Below are 19,470 nucleotides of genomic sequence, written 5' to 3' on the forward strand. Positions count from 1 at the left end.
TCAAATTACGCATAGACTTCTCCTCATAAAAAGAAGTCTTGAATCACATTCTACGCAATTTGTAAATCCACTTTGTCAACAGGACCTAGGTGATACGTTTATAGCCTTTATTGTTGCTCCTGCAATTGCATCGGTGATTGCAATCAGCTATTTGCTTTTTATTGGCCATTTTATATACGACTATTCGGTTGCCGGGCTCCTTTTAATAACTCCCTTTTTTTATCCCTTTTTTCTGATCATCACTTTAGCGGTTGGGCTGCTGCCTTATTTGTTTTTACGGTTACTTAGAATAACAAATCTATATGCTTTAATTATAGTTGGAGCACTTTTGGGTGTTTATATTGAATCTGGTTTTCAAGATTCAGGTCTGGTTCCATTTAAGAATTATGAGACTTGTGTCTTGGGTGGCGTTACATCTTATATTGTCTGGTTGCTGACGATTAGAGAAACAAACTGGTTTAAAATATAATTCAATTTTTAAATTCTTGCCACAAAGGCAATAAGCAATGGCAATGCAGGGAGCAGCCTCGAAATTAAATTTCCAATAGCACCCTCTCCACTAGAAATATTTCCTGCAACAAGTGAGAGGTGAAGGGAACAGAGGTTCAGGGACGATTGAAAAGGTTGTACCGAAAAGTGAATGGAAAAATGATAATGGGAAATTATAAGAGATTTGGACTATGATCCTTTTATCATTTTTTAAGTGGGCCCTTAACACATGACACTTCTTCTCTTCTACCTCGCGTTGGCAATCGGGGTTTCGTTTATTTGTTCTATTTCTGAAGCGGTGTTGTTATCTATCCGCCCGTCCTATATTGCGTCTCTGGATCAGGAGAGCAAGACGGCGAAGGTACTGACTACCTTGCGCGGCAAACTGGATCGACCATTGGCCGCCATTTTGACCGCCAACACCATTGCCCATACGGTGGGGGCTGCGGGTGTGGGGGCGCAGGCTGCTTTTGTATTTGGCAATGAATATCTCGGTGTGATCTCGGGCATTCTCACCTTCCTGATCCTGGTGTTTTCCGAAATTATCCCCAAGACGCTGGGCGCGGTTTACTGGCAGCAACTGGCACCAAGTTTTGGACGGTTGATCCATTGGATGACCATCCTGCTGTTTCCCTTTGTCTGGTGTTCTGAAAAACTCACTCGTTTGATTGCGCATGATGACGGCGGGGCTTTTGCCGTTAGTCGCAATGAAGTTCGCGCTATGATCGAGATGGGCCGTGAAGAAGGGGTCTTGAGTTCCAAAGAGCACAAAATTGCAAGCAATCTGATGAAGTTACGACATATGAGTGTGCGCAATATCATGACGCCACGCCCGGTGATTTATTCCGCATCAGATGACATGTCGGTGCAGGCATTTTTTGTGGATAAGGCGGATGCGCCCTTTTCACGTATTCCGGTCTATGGGCAGGACCGGGATGATATTCTGGGCTATGTCTTGAAAACAGACCTGCTGGTCGCCCAGGCCCGTGATGAGTTTGAGCGCAGGCTTTGCGAATTTCGCCGTGACTTTCTGGTCATCCCGGATACCTCAACCGCGTCCAAAGTTTATGATGAACTGATGCGTCATAAGGTTCATATTGCATTGGTGGTGGATGAATATGGCACGGTGCAGGGGCTGGTAACGCTGGAAGATGTCGTGGAAACCATGGTCGGATTGGAAATCACCGATGAATCGGATGCCATTGAAGATATGCAGGCTCATGCCCGCGATAAATGGCGCACCCGCATGAAAAAAATGGGTGTGGAAATGGATCACGAGACACTATAGAGCCTCTCAGGTCGTTATTGTATGAACGGTGTGGTTGTTAAGTTAACTTCTTATAAGAAAAAAGTTGACGGAACAACTTCAAGAAGAAAAGATGTCTCCTCTTATAAAAAACATGATAGGGGTAGATAGATGGCTAAGGGTAAAATTATTCTGGCAAACAAGTTCTCTCAGATGAAACGGGAAGCACCGGTTGGCTTTTCATGGACCACATTATTCTTTGGTTTTTTTCCAGCACTCTTTCGGGCTGACTGGAAATGGTTCTTGATCATCCTGATTTTGAATCTTGTGACCTTTGGTCTGTCCGGTTTTGTTTTTGCCTTCCTGTATAACAAGCTGCACATCAAGGAACAGCTTAAAGGTGGTTTCCTGTTAACGGGCGCTACATATACCGATGATATGGCCATCGTTGCTGGTGATCTGGATATGCCACTGTCTGTGCTGATGGGCGAAACTGCAGAAGAAGCACCGCAAATTTCCAGTTCTGCTGCTTAATTAAATAGCGCATAAAAACAAAAAAGGTCCCCGCCAAGAGGACCTTTTTTTATGCATCGGTGATAGAGAAGGGTAGTCTCTATCTGTTTTTTAGCGACCCATGCGAACAGCAGCTTCGATGTCAGCGCGGCGCAGACCCATGTCAGCCAGTTGTTCGTTGCTGTGTGCGTTCAATTCGCGAATGGCTTTGCGAACTTCCAGTTCGTGCAGAACAGTTTCGATCAAAGCTTTGAAGAAGTTTTTAGGGGCGTTGAAGTTAGAACCTGAAGTGTGACCTGCAGGGATGTTGTTCATTGTAACAGCAGTCATGGCGATATTCCTTAAAATCTCTATTCCCAAAAGTAGTGAGCCATTGAGCTCTGGGGCCGGGGTATACGCCTGTTGCACCTGCGAAGGGAGTGCTGTTTTTCCCTATCAGATATGCAAAAAACGCATGCAATAAAATGCTGTTTATTGACTCTTTTGTGATAGAAGTTTTGAAAAAGCCGCCATTGTGACCAAGATATTCGAATAATCTACGAAATGGGTAAATGTCCTGTCTTTACAAGGATTATCGTTTCCTCCTTGACGAAGGGATAATGCTGGCTCATATGCGGACTTCTGAGCCACGAATCTTTCGGATATTCCCCATGTTCATCCATGAAGGTGCCAGACAGAACGAGGATTTCTTCCCCGCCAAAATGACGATGCGGTTGGAAGGTTTCATTGGCGGGCCATTTCACCAAGGCGACATGTTCATGTTCAAACTCATGTAACGGCATGACTTGCAGACCCCCAATGCCCGGCAACCAGTCTGTTTTTTGAGTATCGACGCGCACGGATGCCAGATCACGATCATCAAACTGATTAAGTTTCACAAAGATGGTGCAGCCGTCTTTACTGAAGGGGGCATGACTGCTACCCGGCGGGTTGCGGATATAGGTGCCGGGGCCGAAATCACCTGTCTCATCACTAAAGACACCGTCCAGCACCAGAATTTCTTCGCCGCCCGGATGGGGATGGGTGGGGAAGGCAGAACCGGGTTCGTACTTTACAATACTGGTGACATGGCCGCTTTCGGCTTCTTCGCGTTCGAACGGTTTTCGCCAAACGCCGTGGGCCGGGCTGGCAATCCAATCCATTTTATGGCTTTCAATTACGATACGTTCGCCTAAATTCATATTGAGCATGGTGTTGTTCTTTCAAATTAAATGCTGTTTGAAAGAAATTTGGCGCTTATTCCCGCAGATATCCAGTGGGTACTTTTTGGTAAGGCAGGTACAAATCGGTACATCTTTATGGAAATAAACGATAAAAAATATTTAAGGGTGCGCACACCGGATCAGTCCGCCCGCATGGTGGAAACGATTTTCGGCTGTAAATGGTCTTTGACGGTCTATCAATTGCTGGCTGATGGCATTAATCGCCCCGGCGAAATGGTGCGCGCGGTTGAGGGATTATCCACCAAAGTGTTAAACGATTGCCTGCGTAAAAATCTGGAATTCAACATTCTGGAAAAACAAATTTTTAACGAAACCCCGCCCAGGGTGGAATATGGCGTCACCGATTTTGGTCACAAGTTTATCGCTGTTTTGGATGAGGTAAGGAAACTACAGGCCGAACTTGATGGATCAGAGGGGCAAAGCTGATGCATATCCTTCTGATCATCCTGTTTGTTGCACTCATCGTCGGGCCCAGCCTGTGGGTCAAAATGGTGATCCGCCAGCATTCCAAAGACCGCAGCGACTATCCCGGCACGGGCGGCGAATTTGCCCGTCATATTCTGGACCAGTTGGGTTTGCAGCACATCACGGTGGAGCCGACCAATCGGGGGGATCATTATGACCCGATGGAAAAATCCGTGCGGCTGAGCCCGGCGCATTTTGACGGTCGATCTTTAAGTGCGGTTGCCATTGCCGCCCATGAAGTCGGTCATGCTATTCAGGACCGTGATGACTATAAGCCCTTTGTTAAACGCCTGAAGATGGTGCGCATTGAACAGTTTATGGTGCTGGGCGTGCGGTTTTTAAGTCTGATCCCGCTGGCTGGCGCGGTCTTTAGCGGGGTGCCGCAATTTGCTTTTTTGATCCTGTTGTTCTTTATCATGACCGGGGTTGTCGCATTTGGCGTGCGGCTGATCAATCTGGATGTAGAATTTGATGCGAGCTTTAACAAAGCCCTGCCGATTCTTGAAAATGGCTATCTTCCACCTGAAGATTTACCTGCTGCGCGGACAATTTTGCGCGCCGCAGCATTAACTTATCTGTCTGGAGCATTGATTATGATTCTGCGATTGCTGTTTCTGCGGCGTTGATTTTCAACAAAATGCTTTAATTTCAACCTCCTCACGATTTGTTAACTAGTTTCTTCCATGATGCATGAGTTAAGAAGTAGAAAAATTGCAAAAAAAATGCGTGCGACTCGGTATAAGCACTAGCATTGCGTTGCATGACTTCTTATAAAGGTTAATCGGTTTTTCGGATGATGATTCGAAGGGCTATTTGGTGAATTTCAGGCTTGGCCTATAAAGTAAAAGTTGAGGCACAATGTTTTCAAAACTGTTCGGCGTTCTGTCCGCTGACATGGCGATCGATTTAGGTACGGCAAACACACTTGTGTATGTCAAAGGTAAAGGGATTGTTCTGAACGAACCTTCCGTGGTTGCCATTGCTGATAATATGGGCAAAAAACAGGTTCTGGCCGTTGGTGAAGAAGCCAAGATGATGCTGGGTCGTACACCTGGTAACATTCAGGCCATTCGCCCCTTGCGCGACGGTGTGATCGCGGATTTTGAAATTGCGGAAGAAATGATCAAACACTTCATCCGTAAAGTTCATAACCGCCGCTCGTTTGCTGCGCCATTGGTTGTGATTTGCGTTCCATCGGGTTCCACCGCTGTTGAGCGCCGCGCCATTCAGAATTCTGCGGAAAACGCGGGCGCCCGTAAAGTTATGCTGATTGAAGAACCCATGGCCGCTGCCATCGGTGCAGGCCTGCCTGTGACAGAACCGACTGGCTCCATGGTTGTTGATATCGGTGGCGGTACCACGGAAGTGGCCGTTCTTTCTTTGGGTGGTATCGTTTATGCCCGCTCCGTTCGCGTCGGTGGTGACAAGATGGACGAAGCCATCATTGCTTACATTCGTCGCTCCCATAACCTGCTGGTGGGTGAAGGTACAGCGGAACGTATTAAGAAAGAAATCGGGTCTGCCTGTCCGCCAGAAGATGGCGAAGGCCGCACGATGGAGATCAAAGGTCGTGATCTGATGAACGGTGTGCCAAAAGAACTGGTCATTTCAGAACGCGAAATCGCAGAAAGCCTGACCGAACCGGTTGGCGCGATCATCGAAGCCTGTAAAGTGGCGCTGGAAAATACAGCCCCTGAACTGGCAGCCGATATTGTTGATAAAGGGATCGTGCTGACGGGTGGTGCAGGCATGCTGCGCAACCTTGATTTTGTGCTGAGACATTCCACAGGCCTGCCGGTCTCCATTGCGGATGACCCACTGTCCTGTGTGGCATTGGGTACAGGACGCTCGCTTGAAGAAATGAAAAAGCTCAAGCACGTACTGTCCTCAATGTACTAACATTTAAAACGCTCTGGTTTTTTCAGGGCGTTTTAGCTTTTTGGATGAAGGAAGACTTTTTTGGTGAAACAAGGGCCAGGGGCACCGACACGGGTAGACGTGATCCGAAATCTGCTGCAGAGATTTGCATATCTCGGGCTGATTTTGGCGGCGTTTGGCCTGATGATGTTGGGGAAAGCCGAAACGGTCATTGTCGAAGAAGTCCGCGCGCGCATCAATGATGCTTTCGCCCCCATCCTTGAAGCCATTGCAGAACCTGCTGAAACCGTGCGCAGCTATTTGGATGAAGGCCGCCAGCTTCTGGAACTTCACGAAGAAAACCTTCGCCTGACCGAAGAAAACAAACGACTGTTGAAATGGCAGACCGTTGCCCGTCAGGTCGAAGCAGAAAATGTGGTCATGCGTGAGTTGCTGAACTTTCAGGCCGGACCGGAAGCCTCTTATATCGCTGCACGCGTCATTTCTGATGACGGTGGTACATTCTCTGAAAGTGTGCTGGTTTATGCCGGTGTGCGCGAAGGGGTAAATAACGGGCAAGCTGTTGTGACTGGCGAAGGCCTTGTGGGCCGCATCGCTGGTGTGGCGCATCGTTCCGCACGCGTTCTGCTGATTACGGATTTGAACAGCCGTATCCCGGTGATGATTGAAAGTTCGCGTGCTCGTGGCATTCTGGCCGGGCGCAACGAAGACAAACCGATTTTGACTAAACTGCCCCCAGGGACCATTGTCTCGCCGGGGGACCGCATTGTGACGTCCGGTCATGGCGGGGCTTTCCCGCAAGGTATCCCTGTCGGGCTGATCTCGGTTGTGGACGATGCCATTGTGGAAATCACACCATTTGTGGATTCACAGCGTTTAGAAGCGGTTCGTATTGTTGATTATGGCCTTGAAGGTATTCTGGATCGTCATCGTCTACGCACAGATTTGCCCAAGGACGATATTCCGGTCAAAAAGCCTGTCGTAAAGGCGGAACCAGAACCTATGCGTACCGTCGTTCCCAAACCGGGAACGGAAAGGAGACCGTCTGAACCATGAAACCGGCGTTTTGGCAGCGTCTTGATATGTGGGCGCGCAATATCTCACCGGTCGGGTTGACGGTTGTTCTTATTTTGCTCAGTGTTATTCCGACCCACCTGCCGGGTTATGCGTCCATCGTGCCGCAACTTGCGCTGATGGGTGTGTTCCATTGGACGGTCTTTCGTCCGGACCTGTTCCCCATTCTAGCCGTATTCGCAATCGGGATTTTGCAAGACAGCCTGTCCGGTGCGCCGATGGGGTTGAACACGCTTGTATATCTGACCGTCTTTGGCGTGGTTCTGGGGCAGCGTCGTTTCTTTCTGGGCAAGACATTTTTGGTGGAATGGCTGGGATTCAGCATTATATGTGCTGGGGCAGCCTTGCAGGCGTGGCTGTTGTTGTCTGCTTATCACGTTCATGTGCTTGCCCCCGGTCCGGTCATGTTCCAGTACCTGATGAGTGTCGGGTTTTATCCGCCTCTTGCGTGGGTGATGGGGCGTTGGCAGACTTCCGTATTGAGGTAGTGAAATAAGATGCATCGCAGTTCTGACAGATCAAAACTTTTCAGCAGACGCGCCGCCGTTCTCGGTGGTGGTAAGCTCGTGCTGCTGTCAGCTTTGGCAGGACGGATGTATTATCTGCAGGTCATTGAAGCCCCACGCTTTAAAACCATGGCCGAAGAAAACCGCATTTCCATCCGCCTGTTGCCACCGCCACGCGGCAAAATCGTGGATCGCTTTGGCGAAGAAATGGCGGTAAATGAACAGAATTACCGCGTGATCATCACGGCCGAAGACACCAACGGCAAGCCCAAGGAAACGCTGGATACGCTGGGTCAGGTGATTGAGATCAGCGAAAAAGAAAAGAAGAAAATCCTCAAAGAAATTAAGCGTAAACGCAGCTTTGTGCCTGTGACCGTGCGCGAAAATCTGACCTGGGAAGAAGTTGCGCAGATTGAGGTCAACACACCTGACTTGCCAGGCAGTGAAATTGACGTGGGCCAGACCCGCCATTATCCCAAAGGCAATTATTCCGCCCATGTGCTGGGATATGTGGCTGCGGTCACCGAACGTGATGCCAAGGATGATCCGCTTTTGGAACTACCTGGTTTTCGCATCGGGAAATCGGGTATTGAAAAGCTGCATGATCTGAAACTGCGTGGCACAGGCGGCACATCGCAGGTGGAAGTCAATGCGTTGGGTCGTGTCATTCAGGAAGTTGAACGTCAGGATGGGCAACCGGGCGCAGAAGTCATGCTGTCGCTGGATGCGGGCTTGCAGCAAATGGTTGCTGAACGTCTGGGTGAAGAAGCCGCTGCGGCGGTTGTGATGGATATTCACACAGGCGAAGTGCTTTCCATGGCCTCCAGCCCGACCTATAACCCTAATGCGTTTAATCGGGGGCTATCCCATAAAGAATGGCAGAGCCTGATCACCAATCCACGTGGTCCACTGACCAACAAGGCGATTGCCGGGCAATATGCACCGGGTTCCACCTTCAAGATGGTTGTGGCTTTGGCTGCCCTTGAAAAGGGCGTGATTACGCCATCGCAGCGCATTTACTGTGAAGGTCATATGGAATTGGGGAATGCACGTTTCCACTGTTGGAAACGCGGCGGACATGGGCCGATGAATATGGTCGAAGCCCATATGCATTCCTGTGATATTTATTTCTATGAAATCGCCAAACGCACCGGGATCAACCGTATCCATGATATGGCGCGTCGCCTTGGCATCGGGGATCGCACAGGTCTGGATTTACCCGGAGAACGCACAGGGTTGATGCCATCGCGGGACTGGAAGCTGGCAACCATTGGTGCGCCTTGGCAGGGTGGGGAAACACTTATTACCGGGATTGGTCAGGGCTATGTACTCGCCACACCGTTGCAGCTGGCTGTGATGACGTCTCGTCTTGTCAGTGGCAAAAAAGTGGTGCCCCATCTAACGCGTAAGATCACAACCGCAGACGGGACAGAAGTCCCGGTCAAGCCTGAATTTGAATCCTTGGGTATTTCAAACCATCATTTAAAGATCATTCAGGATGGGATGAATGCGGTAACCAATATTCCAGGTGGCACGGCATTTCGGTCACGCATTAAAGAAAAAGAATTTGCTATGGCGGGCAAGACCGGCACTGCACAGGTGCGCCGAATTTCCAAGGCAGAACGCGACACGCGGGTTCTCAAAAACTCTGAATTGCCGTGGGAGTTGCGCGACCATGCCCTGTTTGTCGGCTATGCTCCTTATGATAAGCCACGATATGCAGCTGCTGTGGTGGTGGAACATGGCGGGTCAGGATCGAAGGCGGCAGCCCCTGTTGTGCGCGATATTTTGTTAGAAGCCCAGCGCAGGGAATCTGCACGCGGTGAGCCTTTGGTGCCGCCCGCTGCTGCACCTGCTGTCAAGACTGAGAAGGAGGCATAAACCATGATGACGCGTTATCGCCTCGGTCAGGATAAGCTGACCATCGGTCGTAAGATTTTAGAATTAAACTGGGGCTTTGTCTTTTTACTGATGGCAACGGCCAGTGTCGGCTTTGCCATGCTTTATTCTGCAGCGCCGGGGGATCCGAATGTTCCGGGATCCGTTGGTAGTTGGGATCCTTGGGCGAAACGTCAGTTGATCCGTTTTTGCGGCGGGTTGGTGATTATGTTTGTGGTTGCCCTGACTGATATCAGGCTGTGGCTTAAATATTCCTACGTGCTTTATTTTATTGCTCTTGGGCTTTTGATTGGCGTGGAAGTCAAAGGGTCTATCGGGATGGGCGCACAGCGCTGGATCAGCTTGGGTTTTTTCCAACTCCAGCCGTCTGAATTGATGAAAATCACCATGGTTCTGGCGCTTGCGCGCTATTTCCATGGGCGATCATTAGAAGAAATTCAAAGCATACCTTATCTGTTTGTCCCACTCTTTATGGTGGCGGCGCCGTCAGTTCTGATCCTGCGCCAGCCTGATCTGGGTACCACCTTGATGCTGATCTTGGGCAGTGGTGTGATCTTTTTCCTGGCAGGCGTGCGTCTGTGGAAATTTGCATTGGTGGGTTGTTCGGCCTTGGCCGCCATTCCGGTTGCCTGGCAGTTCCTGCATACTTATCAGAAGAAACGGGTGCTGACGTTTTTGAATCCGGAAAATGACCCGCTGGGTGCGGGCTATCATATCATGCAGTCCAAGATCGCATTCGGGTCCGGCGGCATGACGGGGAAAGGCTTTGGACAAGGGTCCCAAAGTCACTTGAACTTCCTGCCGGAAAAACAAACCGACTTTATCTTTACCATGCTGGCGGAAGAACATGGTTTGATGGGTGGTCTGGCTGTGCTTGGCCTTTATCTGTTGCTGTTGATCTATGGCTATGCCATCGCCATGCGTTCACGCAGTCAATTTGGCCGCCTGGTTGCCCTTGGGGTGACGACGACCTTCTTCCTTTATATCTTCATCAATATTGGCATGGTCATGGGCTTGCTGCCCGTGGTGGGGGTGCCGCTGCCGCTGATTTCTTACGGTGGGACAGTGATGATTTCCATCCTGTTCAGTTTCGGGCTATTGCTGAGTGTGTCCATTCACCGTGACATGACCATTGGCCGTAAGGGCGAACACGACGATTTGTAACTAGGCTGTCCGCATCAGTTTGGAAGCGGAAACGGGGATCACCTTGCCTGGTCTGCGCAAATCTTTTGCAATGGGTTTGCCATTGATGAACTTGGCCCCTTCGCGCAGGGCTTTCTGGAATTCAATCTGGTCTTTGATTGCCCAGGTGCAAAGTTCCAAATTTCTGGATTTTGCCAGTCTCTTCAGTTCCGGCAGATCATGATTGATATCGCGCATTTGGCGACCATACTGACGTGAGGCATCTATATCACAGCTTAGGAAATGAAGATCAGCCTGATCGATTAGGGACTGGGAGATATCGCCCAGATCAAAGCGGAGACCAAAGGTTTTGAATTTATGGTGATGGGCTTTGATGGCATCCTGAATATCCTTGGGCGATGTTCGGGATTTGATACCGATAATCTCAATCCAGACAGAGGTACGGAAATCACTTTGCAGGCTGCGCAGCGGCTTAAGCGGGGAATTGCGTTTGGGCGCCAACAGACTGTCGATATGGAACGGCAGGATGATGGTTTTTAGGTCCAGTTCTTGTGTGGTTTGCAGATGACGCGCAGCTTGTTCGGCGACCAGCCTGTCGATTTCCGTGATCATATCCACGGCCATGTCATCATTATAAATCTGTTCCCCATTATGGATATGGCCTTGCAGGTCTTTTCTGAAGACACAGCCTGCGTAGGTATCAATGGCTTCATTTCTGGTTTGCCAGGTGGGGCGGAAGGCAAGGGTTAAGGTCCCAATGGGATTTGCCTTTGGCGGTTCTGCTGTTTTTTCTTTCGGCTTGGCTTTACGGGCAGGGGCTGCTTTAGGTTTGGGTTTATTGTCAAAATCACCCCAAGCCACTTCGGTATTTTCTTCTTTCTTGGGCTCTTCCTTATCGGACTTCCATTCCTGCGCATCGGTTTCGCCCGCCGCGTCAGGCTTGTTTTCTTTCCAGTCGCCCTTTTGGGGGCTGGCAGATTTATGTTCGACTTTTTCCCATTGTCCCTTGGGCTTGTCGGCTGCTTTGTGGGTCTGGGTTTTCCATTCACCCAAATCTTCTTTCTGGTTGTGATGGGATTGGGTTTGCCAATCACCCAGATTATCGTCCGGGTTATCAACGTGATTGGCGACCCATTCAGAGGACCCTTGTGCGTTTTGAACTTCCTGCTTTTCCCAATCCACATTGACCGGGCCGTGTGTTCCGGCATCGCGCACAAAGTTGATGGTTTTCTTCGCCTTTTTCAGATCGAAACTGCCATCTTCATTGAACATCTCTTCCGGTTCAATCTGTGCCACCGGGACATTGATGCGCCGTTCCCCTGTGATATAGCGATCTCCGAGCAATCGTTCCCCCACGTCATCAATAATATCCATGGCCGCGTTATATTCTGCCGCTGGGTCCTTATTATAGACATGGAAAATATAAAGGGATTTGACCACCATAAAGCCTTTGCCCTTTTCCCCGCAACGGGTCTTCAAAATGCCTTCGGTGACGGGGGCGACACTTTCGCGCAGTTCCGCCATGATGGCTTTTTTGAAGTCGGTGGTGTCCAGCAGATAGGATTTCGACCCATATCTGCCATGCTGCACCTTCAAAACGCTATCGGCAGAAACAGTGGGACCGCGACCAAATTTTTCTTCATGTTCCAGTTGTTTTGCAAATTGTATGGCAAAGTCAGCCAGCCCGCCATCATCGGGCAGCACGTCTGAATGGTTTCCGCCGCCAAACAGACGGTCTGCAAAATTTTTCAGAAAACTGGCCATGTATCTGTCCCTTATTGATCCCCGTTATAATTAGGGGCAAAGACTTATTATTCAAGCTCTTATGCGGTTGGCAGGCGAACGGTAAAGGTGGACCCTTTATCGACTTCTGAGACCAAGGAAATGGTCCCGTTCATATTTTCAACCATCGCCTTTGAGATTGCAAGCCCCAGTCCTGTGCCGCCTTTGACCCGTTGGTCCGAACTGTCAGCCTGAATGAATTTTTCAAAAATGCGGTGCTGCATGTCTTTGGGAATGCCGCGCCCTGTATCAATGACTGAAATTTCCACATGGTCCTGATGGTTGCCTGTGCGGATTTTGACACTGTCCTTGGGATTGGAGAATTTGATGGCATTGGACAAAAGGTTCGACATGACCTGCATCAGACGATCAGAATCGCCCACCAAAGACAGCTCATCACCTTCATGGTTATAATCAAGGGCGACATCAAACTGGTTGGCGTAAGAGACATGGTTTTCCACTGCTTGGGGCAGGAATTCCCCCAGTGAAATAGGATGAAGGTCAAAATCCATCCGGCCAGATTGCAGCTTCTCCATGTCCAGAATGTCATTGACCAGCAGGATCAGACGTTCGGAATTGTTATTGGCTACCTGAACCAAAGATTTTGCCTGATCTGACAAGTCACTGCCGAAATGGCCGTTTAATAACCCGATGGCCCCATGGATGGCTGTCAGCGGCGTGCGTAATTCGTGACTGACGATGGAGGTAAATTCGGATTTGGCCTGTTCCAGGCGTTTTAATTCCGTCACATCCGTATGGGCACCCACCATGCGGATGGCCTGACCATGTTCATTGCGTACTGCTTCGGCACGCGCCAGAATAAAGACTGTATGACCGTCTTTATGGCGCATACGCTGAACCATTTCGAAGCGATCTGTATCGCCACGGAAATGTTTGTCCATTTCTTCCAAGACCTTGATACGGTCTTCTTCAAAGACCAGATCGGCCCAACTTTCAAACCGATTGATGATTTCATCATCCGTATAGCCCAGCTGTGCTTTCCATTGCGGGGAAAACCAGACCTGATCGGTGCGCAGGTCCCAGTCCCAGATGCCATCTGATGTGGCGCGAAAAGCCATGGACATCAGTTCTTCCTTGCTGCGCAGGCGTTCCTGATGCTGACGTTCAATGGTAACATCCTGAATAATGCCAAATAGTCCCTGGACCACATTCAGGTCCGTCTTTTCACAGACGGCGCGCAAAGCCACATTGCTGATACTGCCGTCACTGCGCAGCAAACGGGCTTCGGTGTTGATCTCTTTGCCATCCTGAATGGCGCTTTCAATCAGTTGCCATATGCGATTTTGATCGTCGCCGACAAAGGCATCGATAAAATCATCAAGGGTGATGTTGGCCTTGTTGGCTTTGCGGCCATAAATGTTAAAGACTTCGTTGGACCATTGCAAAAAACCACTACTGGTATCTAAATGCCAGTGACCGACCCGGGCCGTACTTTCCGCCATTTCCAGCAGGCGGATATCGTTTTCAGCGCGGATTTCTCGATTTTTGGCAGATGTAATGTCACGCGCAACGGCATAGATCGTGCCTGTCTCGTCATCTGCTGTATGGGTGCGCCATTGTAGCCAGACATAATTGCCGGATTTTGTGCGATACCGGTTTTCGATATCCACGACCTTTTGCCCCGTGCCCAGCGCCGACATCGCATTAATGGTCCTGCCCAGATCTTCATCATGGACCAGATCAAGGAAAGGCGTGCTTAGAAGCTCGTCTTCACTATATCCCAGTAACTTTTGCCAGGCAGGGTTGACCTTTTGCAGATAGCCGTCCTTGCCTGCGACACAGAGCAGGTCGATAGCATGTTCAAAAAGGGCTTCCAAAGAGGTGTCAGTGGTCACAGTTAAATCGCTTTTTTATGTTTCACCATATAAACATAGCTGAATAATAGGAAAAATCCAATTCACTGGTTGTGATTTATGTAAACGCTCGGCTAAACTGCAGGACCATTTATGAATGAGGTTTGTCGAAAATGTCTGCGCGCACCGTAAAAACTACAATATTAAGTGCCTTTGTCCTTGTCTCCCTGTTTGCTTCGGGGTGCACAACAGCAGATGAACCGGACAAGCCTAAACTGACACCCGGACCGTCGGCTTTTTCCAATTATCTGGTTGGGCAATATGCGGTGCGTCATCGCCAGATGGGTGAAGCTGCAGATTTTTTGACGAAGGTTCAGGAACAAGAAAATCTATCCGGGGCGCTGGCTGATAATCTGGATCGCCAGCTGTTTACCATCCTGGCAGGGGAAGGGCGCATTGATGAAGCCGCTGAACTTGCCAAAACCATGACCGCCAGTGAAATGATGGGGCGTCTGGTTCTGGTGGTGCAGAATGTCGGCAAAGATGATTTGAAAACCGCCCTTGAACTGGCAGAAAAAATGCCGGTGAACGGGTTGGGTGTTTACGTCAAGCCGCTGATACATGCCTGGGTTCTGGCAGGCAACGAAGGGGTGGATGCAGCCCTGAAATCCATGGACAGCCTGAAATCCCAAAAAGGGCTGGAAGCGCTTTATAATCTTCATAGCGCCTTGCTCAACCAATATGCGGGTCGTCTGGAAAAAGCGGAAGAACATTACAAACTTGCCGCCAGCGGTGGCAATGGGATGTCTCTGCGATTGGCAGAACTATATGGCACCTTGCTGGTGAAACAGGGCCGCATGGATGAGGCGCGTAAGGTTTATGAAGGCTATTTCAGAGATCATCCCGATTCACTTTATATTCAGGCCATGGCTGATGAACTTGAAAGCGGCGTGATTGCCAAACGTGCGGATTTAACCGTTCGCGATGGTGTAGCAGAAACTCTCTTTGGGCTGGCCTCGTCGCTTCGGTCTCACAGTACCCGTCAGGCCGGGCTGATCATGGGGCAGTTGGCCTTGAACATTAAGCCGGATTTCCCCATTGCACAGATTCTGGTCGCTGAAATTCTGGAAACGGATCAACGTTTTGTCGATGCCAACAAAGTCTACGCGACCATTCCGGCAACCAACCCTTTTTCCTGGTCTGCGCGCCTGCGTATGGCGTTGAATATGGATGATATGGGCCAGACGGATGAAGCTGTTGATGTGCTTGAAAAAATGATCAAGCAACATCCGGAACGTCTGGAAGGGCTGGTCACGCTAGGTGATATCCTGCGTCACCGTGAACGGTTTGGTCCGGCGTCTGTCGCTTATGGCAAGGCGCTTGATCTGATTGGTGACAATGTGGGACGCCATCACTGGAACCTGTTTTATTCCCGCGCGATCACGCTGGAACGCCTCAAACGCTGGGACGAAGCCGAACCGTTGTTCTTGAAAGCGTTGGAGCTGGAACCCAAACAGCCGTTTGTGCTGAACTATCTGGGGTATTCCTGGATCGAAAAGGGTCTTAATATGGACCGCGCCCAAAAGATGATTGAAGAAGCCGTGCGCCAGCGTCCGCGTGATGGCTATATCGTTGATAGTCTGGGTTGGGTGTTGTATCGTCTGGGCGAATATGAAAAGGCCGTGCCGCATCTGGAACGCGCGGTGGAACTGCAGCCGTCTGATCCGGTGATCAATGATCATCTGGGCGATGGCTATTGGAAAGTGGGCCGCACGCGCGAAGCCCGTTTCCAATGGAGGCGCGCCAAAAGCCTGAACCCGGAAGAAGCGGTTCTGGAAATCATCGAAGAAAAACTTGAAAACGGTTTGGTCGAAAACTGATGACACTGACCTGTGTGGCCTATGCAAAGGTCAATCTCTATCTTCATGTGACGGGCAAGCGCGACAATGGCTACCACGAACTGGATAGTCTGATCTGTTTTGCCCAGACGGGGGATCAGTTAAGCTTTGAAGCTGCCGATGGCCTCAGCCTGAAAGTCACAGGCCCGATGGCACCGTTTCTGGACGGAGACCCGGCAGATAATCTGGTGTTAAAAGCTGCCCATGGTTTGCGTGATCTGTGTGGGATTAAAAAAGGTGCGGCCATCACTCTGGAAAAACATCTGCCTGTGGCCGCCGGGATTGGTGGGGGCTCGGGGGATGCAGCGGCTGCGCTAAAAGGGCTTTGTCAGCTCTGGAATGTATTTCCCGACCCCAAGGGGTTGCAGAACCTGGCCCTTTCTTTAGGGGCGGATGTGCCGATCTGTCTAAAAGCCCATGCGGCGCATGTGGGTGGCATTGGGGAAGAGATCACGCCGCTTGCCCCTTTACCGGAGTGCTGGATGGTTTTGGTAAACCCTATGGTGGCGGTCTCCACCCCAGCCGTCTTTAAAGCGCGCACAGGGGTCTTTCAGACACCGAACGCCATGGTGGATGAATATGACTATGATCTTTTTATTTCCGAACTGGAGATGCGTACCAACGATCTGATGGCACCAGCTTTGGGATTGGCGCCTTCGATTCAGGATGTTTTAGATGCATTGAATACACAAGATGGCGTGTCCTTGGCGCGTATGTCGGGCAGTGGGGCCACCTGTTTTGCCCTGTTTGCCGAGAAAGAGGCAGCAGATCGGGCTGAAGAAGCGCTGAAAACTGCCAATCCGTCCTGGTGGACAGCGATGGGAAAAATTATTTAACTTTTTTGAAAATTCCCTCTTGCACTTTGGAAATTACCCCCGTATATTCCGCGCCACATCACTGATGGGGCATGGCCAAGCGGTAAGGCAACGGTTTTTGGTATCGTCATTCCCAGGTTCGAATCCTGGTGCCCCAGCCAAAAGAAACCCGAGAGTTTTTGCTCTCGGGTTTTTTGTTGTCTGGGGGACGGGAGTATAGCTAGCTGGTCGTTTCTGAAATTCAAATTTCAAAGGTGTGGTTCGCGTGTCAAAAGAAACTCGAGAGTTTTTACTCTCAATTTTATTCTCCAAGTGAGACCGTTTGCATCTCTTGGCGCGACATACTCTCTAGAACTGAAGCTTGGAGTTAATCTAAATTGCCTCCTACTGCTTAGAAAAGAAATTTTATTGCAGAAAATGCACTTCTAATTCTCTCCTTTCTACCCTAAAGTATTACGCCTAATGACCGGAAAATCCGGCGTGCGCCAGGAAGTCGTGGTTTAAAAAAAATAGTTGTGACCAGGTCGCAAACATATAGGTGTGAATAGATAAAATGTCTCTGAGAATTTCAACCAAATTGCCGATGGTTATCATCGGCTTGTCCATTCTTGCTGTCTTTATTACCGGCACGATCTCATTTTTCCGATCAGAACATGCCTTGGAAGAGGCCGCTTTTTCAAAGCTGGAAGCCATCCAGCAAGGCCGGATTGAAGAATTGCAATCTTACCTGCATGTGGTGGAAGAAGACCTGCGCGTTATTGCCTCTAACGATATGGCTTTGGCGGCGATTAAAAAGTTTGAAGGCGCCATCGAAGATTTTGGCGTGAATAAGAAAGAGATACTGCACGATCTTTATATCAACAAGAACCCCAACAAGGTTGGAGAAAAGCATCTGCTGGATGATGCGAAAGATGGCTCTAAGTATAGCGAACATCATGCTCATTATCATCCCTGGTTTACCCAGTTGCTGGAAAGCCGGGGCTATTACGATATTTTCCTGATCAATGCGACGGGCGATGTTGTTTATTCGGTTTATAAAGAAGCGGATTTCGCAACCAACCTGGTGGCAGGTGAATGGGCTGAGACGGACCTTGCCCGTGTTTTCAAGATGGTGGAGACGGAGCCAGAAGGAAACGTTGCCTTTACAGATTTTGCCCCTTATGCGCCTAGTAACAATGCGCCTGCCAGTTTTATGGGCGCACCGATTTATGATCGCGATGAACTGTTTCAGGGGGCTTTGATCATTCAGATGCCGATCCAACGTATTAACAAGATCATGAATGCGACGGTTGGTCTGGGTGAAAGTGGGGAAACCTATCTGGTCGGGACCGATATGCTGATGCGCAGTGACTCCCGTTTTGAAAAAGAAAGCACCATCCTGAAAAAGAAAATTGATACAGCCCCGGTTCAGGCCGCACTTGGCAATGAAAAATCTGTGCTGATTACTGAAGACTATCGCGGGGTTAAAGTGCTTTCTGCCTTCAGCCCGCTGACATTCCATGGGGTGACCTGGGCCGTACTGGCAGAGATTGATTTGGAAGAAGTCGATCAACCTGCTTCTGAATTGCGCAATGTTCTGGCCTTTGTGGTTCTGGGGCTGGCTGTGCTTGTCGGGATCATCGGCTTTGCCCTGTCACGTTCGATTTCCAAACCGATCAATGCCATGACAGGCGTGATGGGTGAACTGGCAAAGGGTAATCTGCAAGCCGATGTGCCTTATACAAACAAGGCCGATGAAATCGGCGAGATGGCGGGGTCCGTCCATCATTTCAAGCTGGAAATGCTGAAAGTGAAGGAACTGGAAGCCCTGCAGGCCGAACAGGAGCGCATTGCCGAAGAAAAACGCAAGACAGCCATGCTCGAAATGGCGCATCATTTTGAGGGTAGTGTGGGTAAAGTGGTGCAGACTGTAACATCTGCGGCAACCGAACTGCAGGCTTCTTCTGCGCAGATGTCGGCAACGGCAACCCAGACAAGTTCGCAGGCGACAGCTGTGTCAGCAGCGGCGGAGCAGGCGTCTGCAAATGTACAGACGGTGGCATCCGCGACAGAAGAACTTTCAAGTGCAGAAAGTGAAATCAGCCGCCATGTGCATCGATCATCGGCAGTTGCGGATCAGGCAGCCCGTCAGGCAGGGGAAACCCGCTCAACGGTCGAAAATATGGTGGAAGAGGTTGGCAAGATCAACACGGTGATTAGCTTGATTTCCGATATTGCGGAACAGACCAATATGCTGGCGCTTAACGCAACCATCGAAGCTGCACGTGCAGGCACGGCAGGAAAAGGGTTTGCTGTTGTGGCGAGTGAGGTCAAGACACTGGCAAATCAGACCGCACGCGCGACGGAAGAAATCGCCAAGCAAATTGGTGAAGTTCAAAATGTCACGCAGGAAGCGGCCACGGCCATTTCTTCGATCGGGGACACCATCGGGGAAATTGACCAGATCGCCAATTCCATTGCTGCGGCTGTTGAACAGCAAAATGCAGCAACAAGCGAGATTGCCCGCAATGTGGAAGAAGCGTCTCAAGGGACAGCCGAAGTTTCCGACAATATCCAGTCGGTGGAACAGGCTGCAGGGGAAACCGGGGCAGCTGCCACACAAATTTCCCAGTCTTCGGCTGACCTTTCAGAACAGGCAGAAGTCTTGCGCGCAGAAGTGAAGAACTTCCTGGATCAAGTTCGTCGCGATAACGCTTAAGTCTTTTTAAGGCTGAAAAAGGAAGCC

At 49.9% G+C, this 19,470-nt stretch carries 17 protein-coding genes and 1 tRNA gene; 14 read left to right on the forward strand and 4 right to left on the reverse strand.

All coding sequences use genetic code 11. The features are described 5' to 3' along the window. From RYZ26_RS01295 to RYZ26_RS01305, 3 genes are all read left to right on the forward strand, one after another. Positions 1-469 (forward strand): hypothetical protein (locus tag RYZ26_RS01295; protein WP_317681315.1); only part of this gene is annotated, 469 nt, incomplete at its 5' end. Positions 470-718: 249 nt separating this feature from the next. Further along, entirely contained in the window at positions 719-1,777 is a 1,059-nt protein-coding gene (locus RYZ26_RS01300) for a hemolysin family protein (RefSeq protein WP_317681316.1), read from the forward strand. Positions 1,778-1,906: 129 nt separating this feature from the next. Next, the gene (locus RYZ26_RS01305; protein ID WP_317681317.1) at positions 1,907-2,269 is read left to right on the forward strand and encodes a hypothetical protein; all 363 of its coding nucleotides are present in this window, start codon (positions 1,907-1,909) and stop codon (positions 2,267-2,269) included. 90 nt (positions 2,270-2,359) lie between these two features. Here the strand turns inward: RYZ26_RS01305 and RYZ26_RS01310 are convergent, their stop codons facing one another. Together RYZ26_RS01310 and RYZ26_RS01315 are read right to left on the reverse strand one after the other, a co-directional pair. Next, positions 2,360-2,578, reverse strand: coding sequence for a DUF1127 domain-containing protein (locus RYZ26_RS01310; protein WP_317681318.1), 219 nt, complete (start codon positions 2,576-2,578; stop codon positions 2,360-2,362). A 206-nt stretch (positions 2,579-2,784) separates the two neighbouring features. Further along, a complete protein-coding gene (locus RYZ26_RS01315; protein ID WP_317681319.1) occupies positions 2,785-3,438 on the reverse strand; it encodes a cupin domain-containing protein in 654 nt (217 codons plus the stop codon). A gap of 108 nt (positions 3,439-3,546) precedes the next feature. Between RYZ26_RS01315 and RYZ26_RS01320 the strand changes: the two genes are divergently transcribed. From RYZ26_RS01320 to rodA, 7 genes are all read left to right on the forward strand, one after another. Then, a complete protein-coding gene (locus RYZ26_RS01320) occupies positions 3,547-3,897 on the forward strand; it encodes a winged helix-turn-helix transcriptional regulator (RefSeq protein WP_317681321.1) in 351 nt (116 codons plus the stop codon). Continuing rightward, positions 3,897-4,562, forward strand: coding sequence for a zinc metallopeptidase (locus RYZ26_RS01325; protein WP_317681322.1), 666 nt, complete (start codon positions 3,897-3,899; stop codon positions 4,560-4,562). Before RYZ26_RS01320 ends, RYZ26_RS01325 begins: the two co-directional genes overlap by 1 nt. Positions 4,563-4,794: 232 nt before the next feature. Next, positions 4,795-5,835 carry a rod shape-determining protein gene (locus RYZ26_RS01330; protein ID WP_317681323.1) on the forward strand — a complete coding sequence of 347 codons (1,041 nt, stop codon included), beginning with the start codon at positions 4,795-4,797 and terminating at the stop codon, positions 5,833-5,835. A 63-nt stretch (positions 5,836-5,898) separates the two neighbouring features. Then, a complete protein-coding gene (mreC, locus tag RYZ26_RS01335) occupies positions 5,899-6,870 on the forward strand; it encodes a rod shape-determining protein MreC (protein ID WP_317681324.1) in 972 nt (323 codons plus the stop codon). After that, a complete protein-coding gene (gene mreD / locus RYZ26_RS01340; protein ID WP_317681325.1) occupies positions 6,867-7,376 on the forward strand; it encodes a rod shape-determining protein MreD in 510 nt (169 codons plus the stop codon). Before mreC ends, mreD begins: the two co-directional genes overlap by 4 nt. A gap of 9 nt (positions 7,377-7,385) precedes the next feature. Continuing rightward, positions 7,386-9,275, forward strand: a complete 1,890-nt coding sequence (gene mrdA, locus RYZ26_RS01345; protein ID WP_317681326.1) for a penicillin-binding protein 2 — start codon at positions 7,386-7,388, stop codon at positions 9,273-9,275. A 3-nt stretch (positions 9,276-9,278) separates the two neighbouring features. Beyond that, a complete protein-coding gene (gene rodA, locus RYZ26_RS01350) occupies positions 9,279-10,457 on the forward strand; it encodes a rod shape-determining protein RodA (protein ID WP_411576846.1) in 1,179 nt (392 codons plus the stop codon). Here the strand turns inward: rodA and RYZ26_RS01355 are convergent, their stop codons facing one another. Together RYZ26_RS01355 and RYZ26_RS01360 are read right to left on the reverse strand one after the other, a co-directional pair. Then, on the reverse strand, positions 10,458-12,200 hold the full coding sequence (locus RYZ26_RS01355) for a hypothetical protein (RefSeq protein ID WP_317681328.1): 1,743 nt from the start codon (positions 12,198-12,200) through the stop codon (positions 10,458-10,460). It abuts the gene before it with no gap. Between the two features lie 59 nt (positions 12,201-12,259). Then, positions 12,260-14,074, reverse strand: a complete 1,815-nt coding sequence (locus RYZ26_RS01360; protein WP_317681329.1) for a PAS domain-containing protein — start codon at positions 14,072-14,074, stop codon at positions 12,260-12,262. A 131-nt stretch (positions 14,075-14,205) separates the two neighbouring features. Between RYZ26_RS01360 and RYZ26_RS01365 the strand changes: the two genes are divergently transcribed. From RYZ26_RS01365 to RYZ26_RS01380, 4 genes are all read left to right on the forward strand, one after another. Beyond that, the gene (locus tag RYZ26_RS01365; RefSeq protein WP_317681330.1) at positions 14,206-15,912 is read left to right on the forward strand and encodes a tetratricopeptide repeat protein; all 1,707 of its coding nucleotides are present in this window, start codon (positions 14,206-14,208) and stop codon (positions 15,910-15,912) included. After that, positions 15,912-16,766 carry a 4-(cytidine 5'-diphospho)-2-C-methyl-D-erythritol kinase gene (locus RYZ26_RS01370; protein ID WP_317681331.1) on the forward strand — a complete coding sequence of 285 codons (855 nt, stop codon included), beginning with the start codon at positions 15,912-15,914 and terminating at the stop codon, positions 16,764-16,766. Before RYZ26_RS01365 ends, RYZ26_RS01370 begins: the two co-directional genes overlap by 1 nt. Positions 16,767-16,831: 65 nt before the next feature. Continuing rightward, positions 16,832-16,906 (forward strand) — tRNA-Gln (locus tag RYZ26_RS01375). A 392-nt stretch (positions 16,907-17,298) separates the two neighbouring features. After that, entirely contained in the window at positions 17,299-19,443 is a 2,145-nt protein-coding gene (locus RYZ26_RS01380; protein WP_317681332.1) for a methyl-accepting chemotaxis protein, read from the forward strand. Positions 19,444-19,470 lie beyond the last annotated feature (27 nt).

This window comes from Terasakiella sediminum (assembly GCF_033100395.1).
Lineage (GTDB): Bacteria > Pseudomonadota > Alphaproteobacteria > Rhodospirillales > Terasakiellaceae > Terasakiella.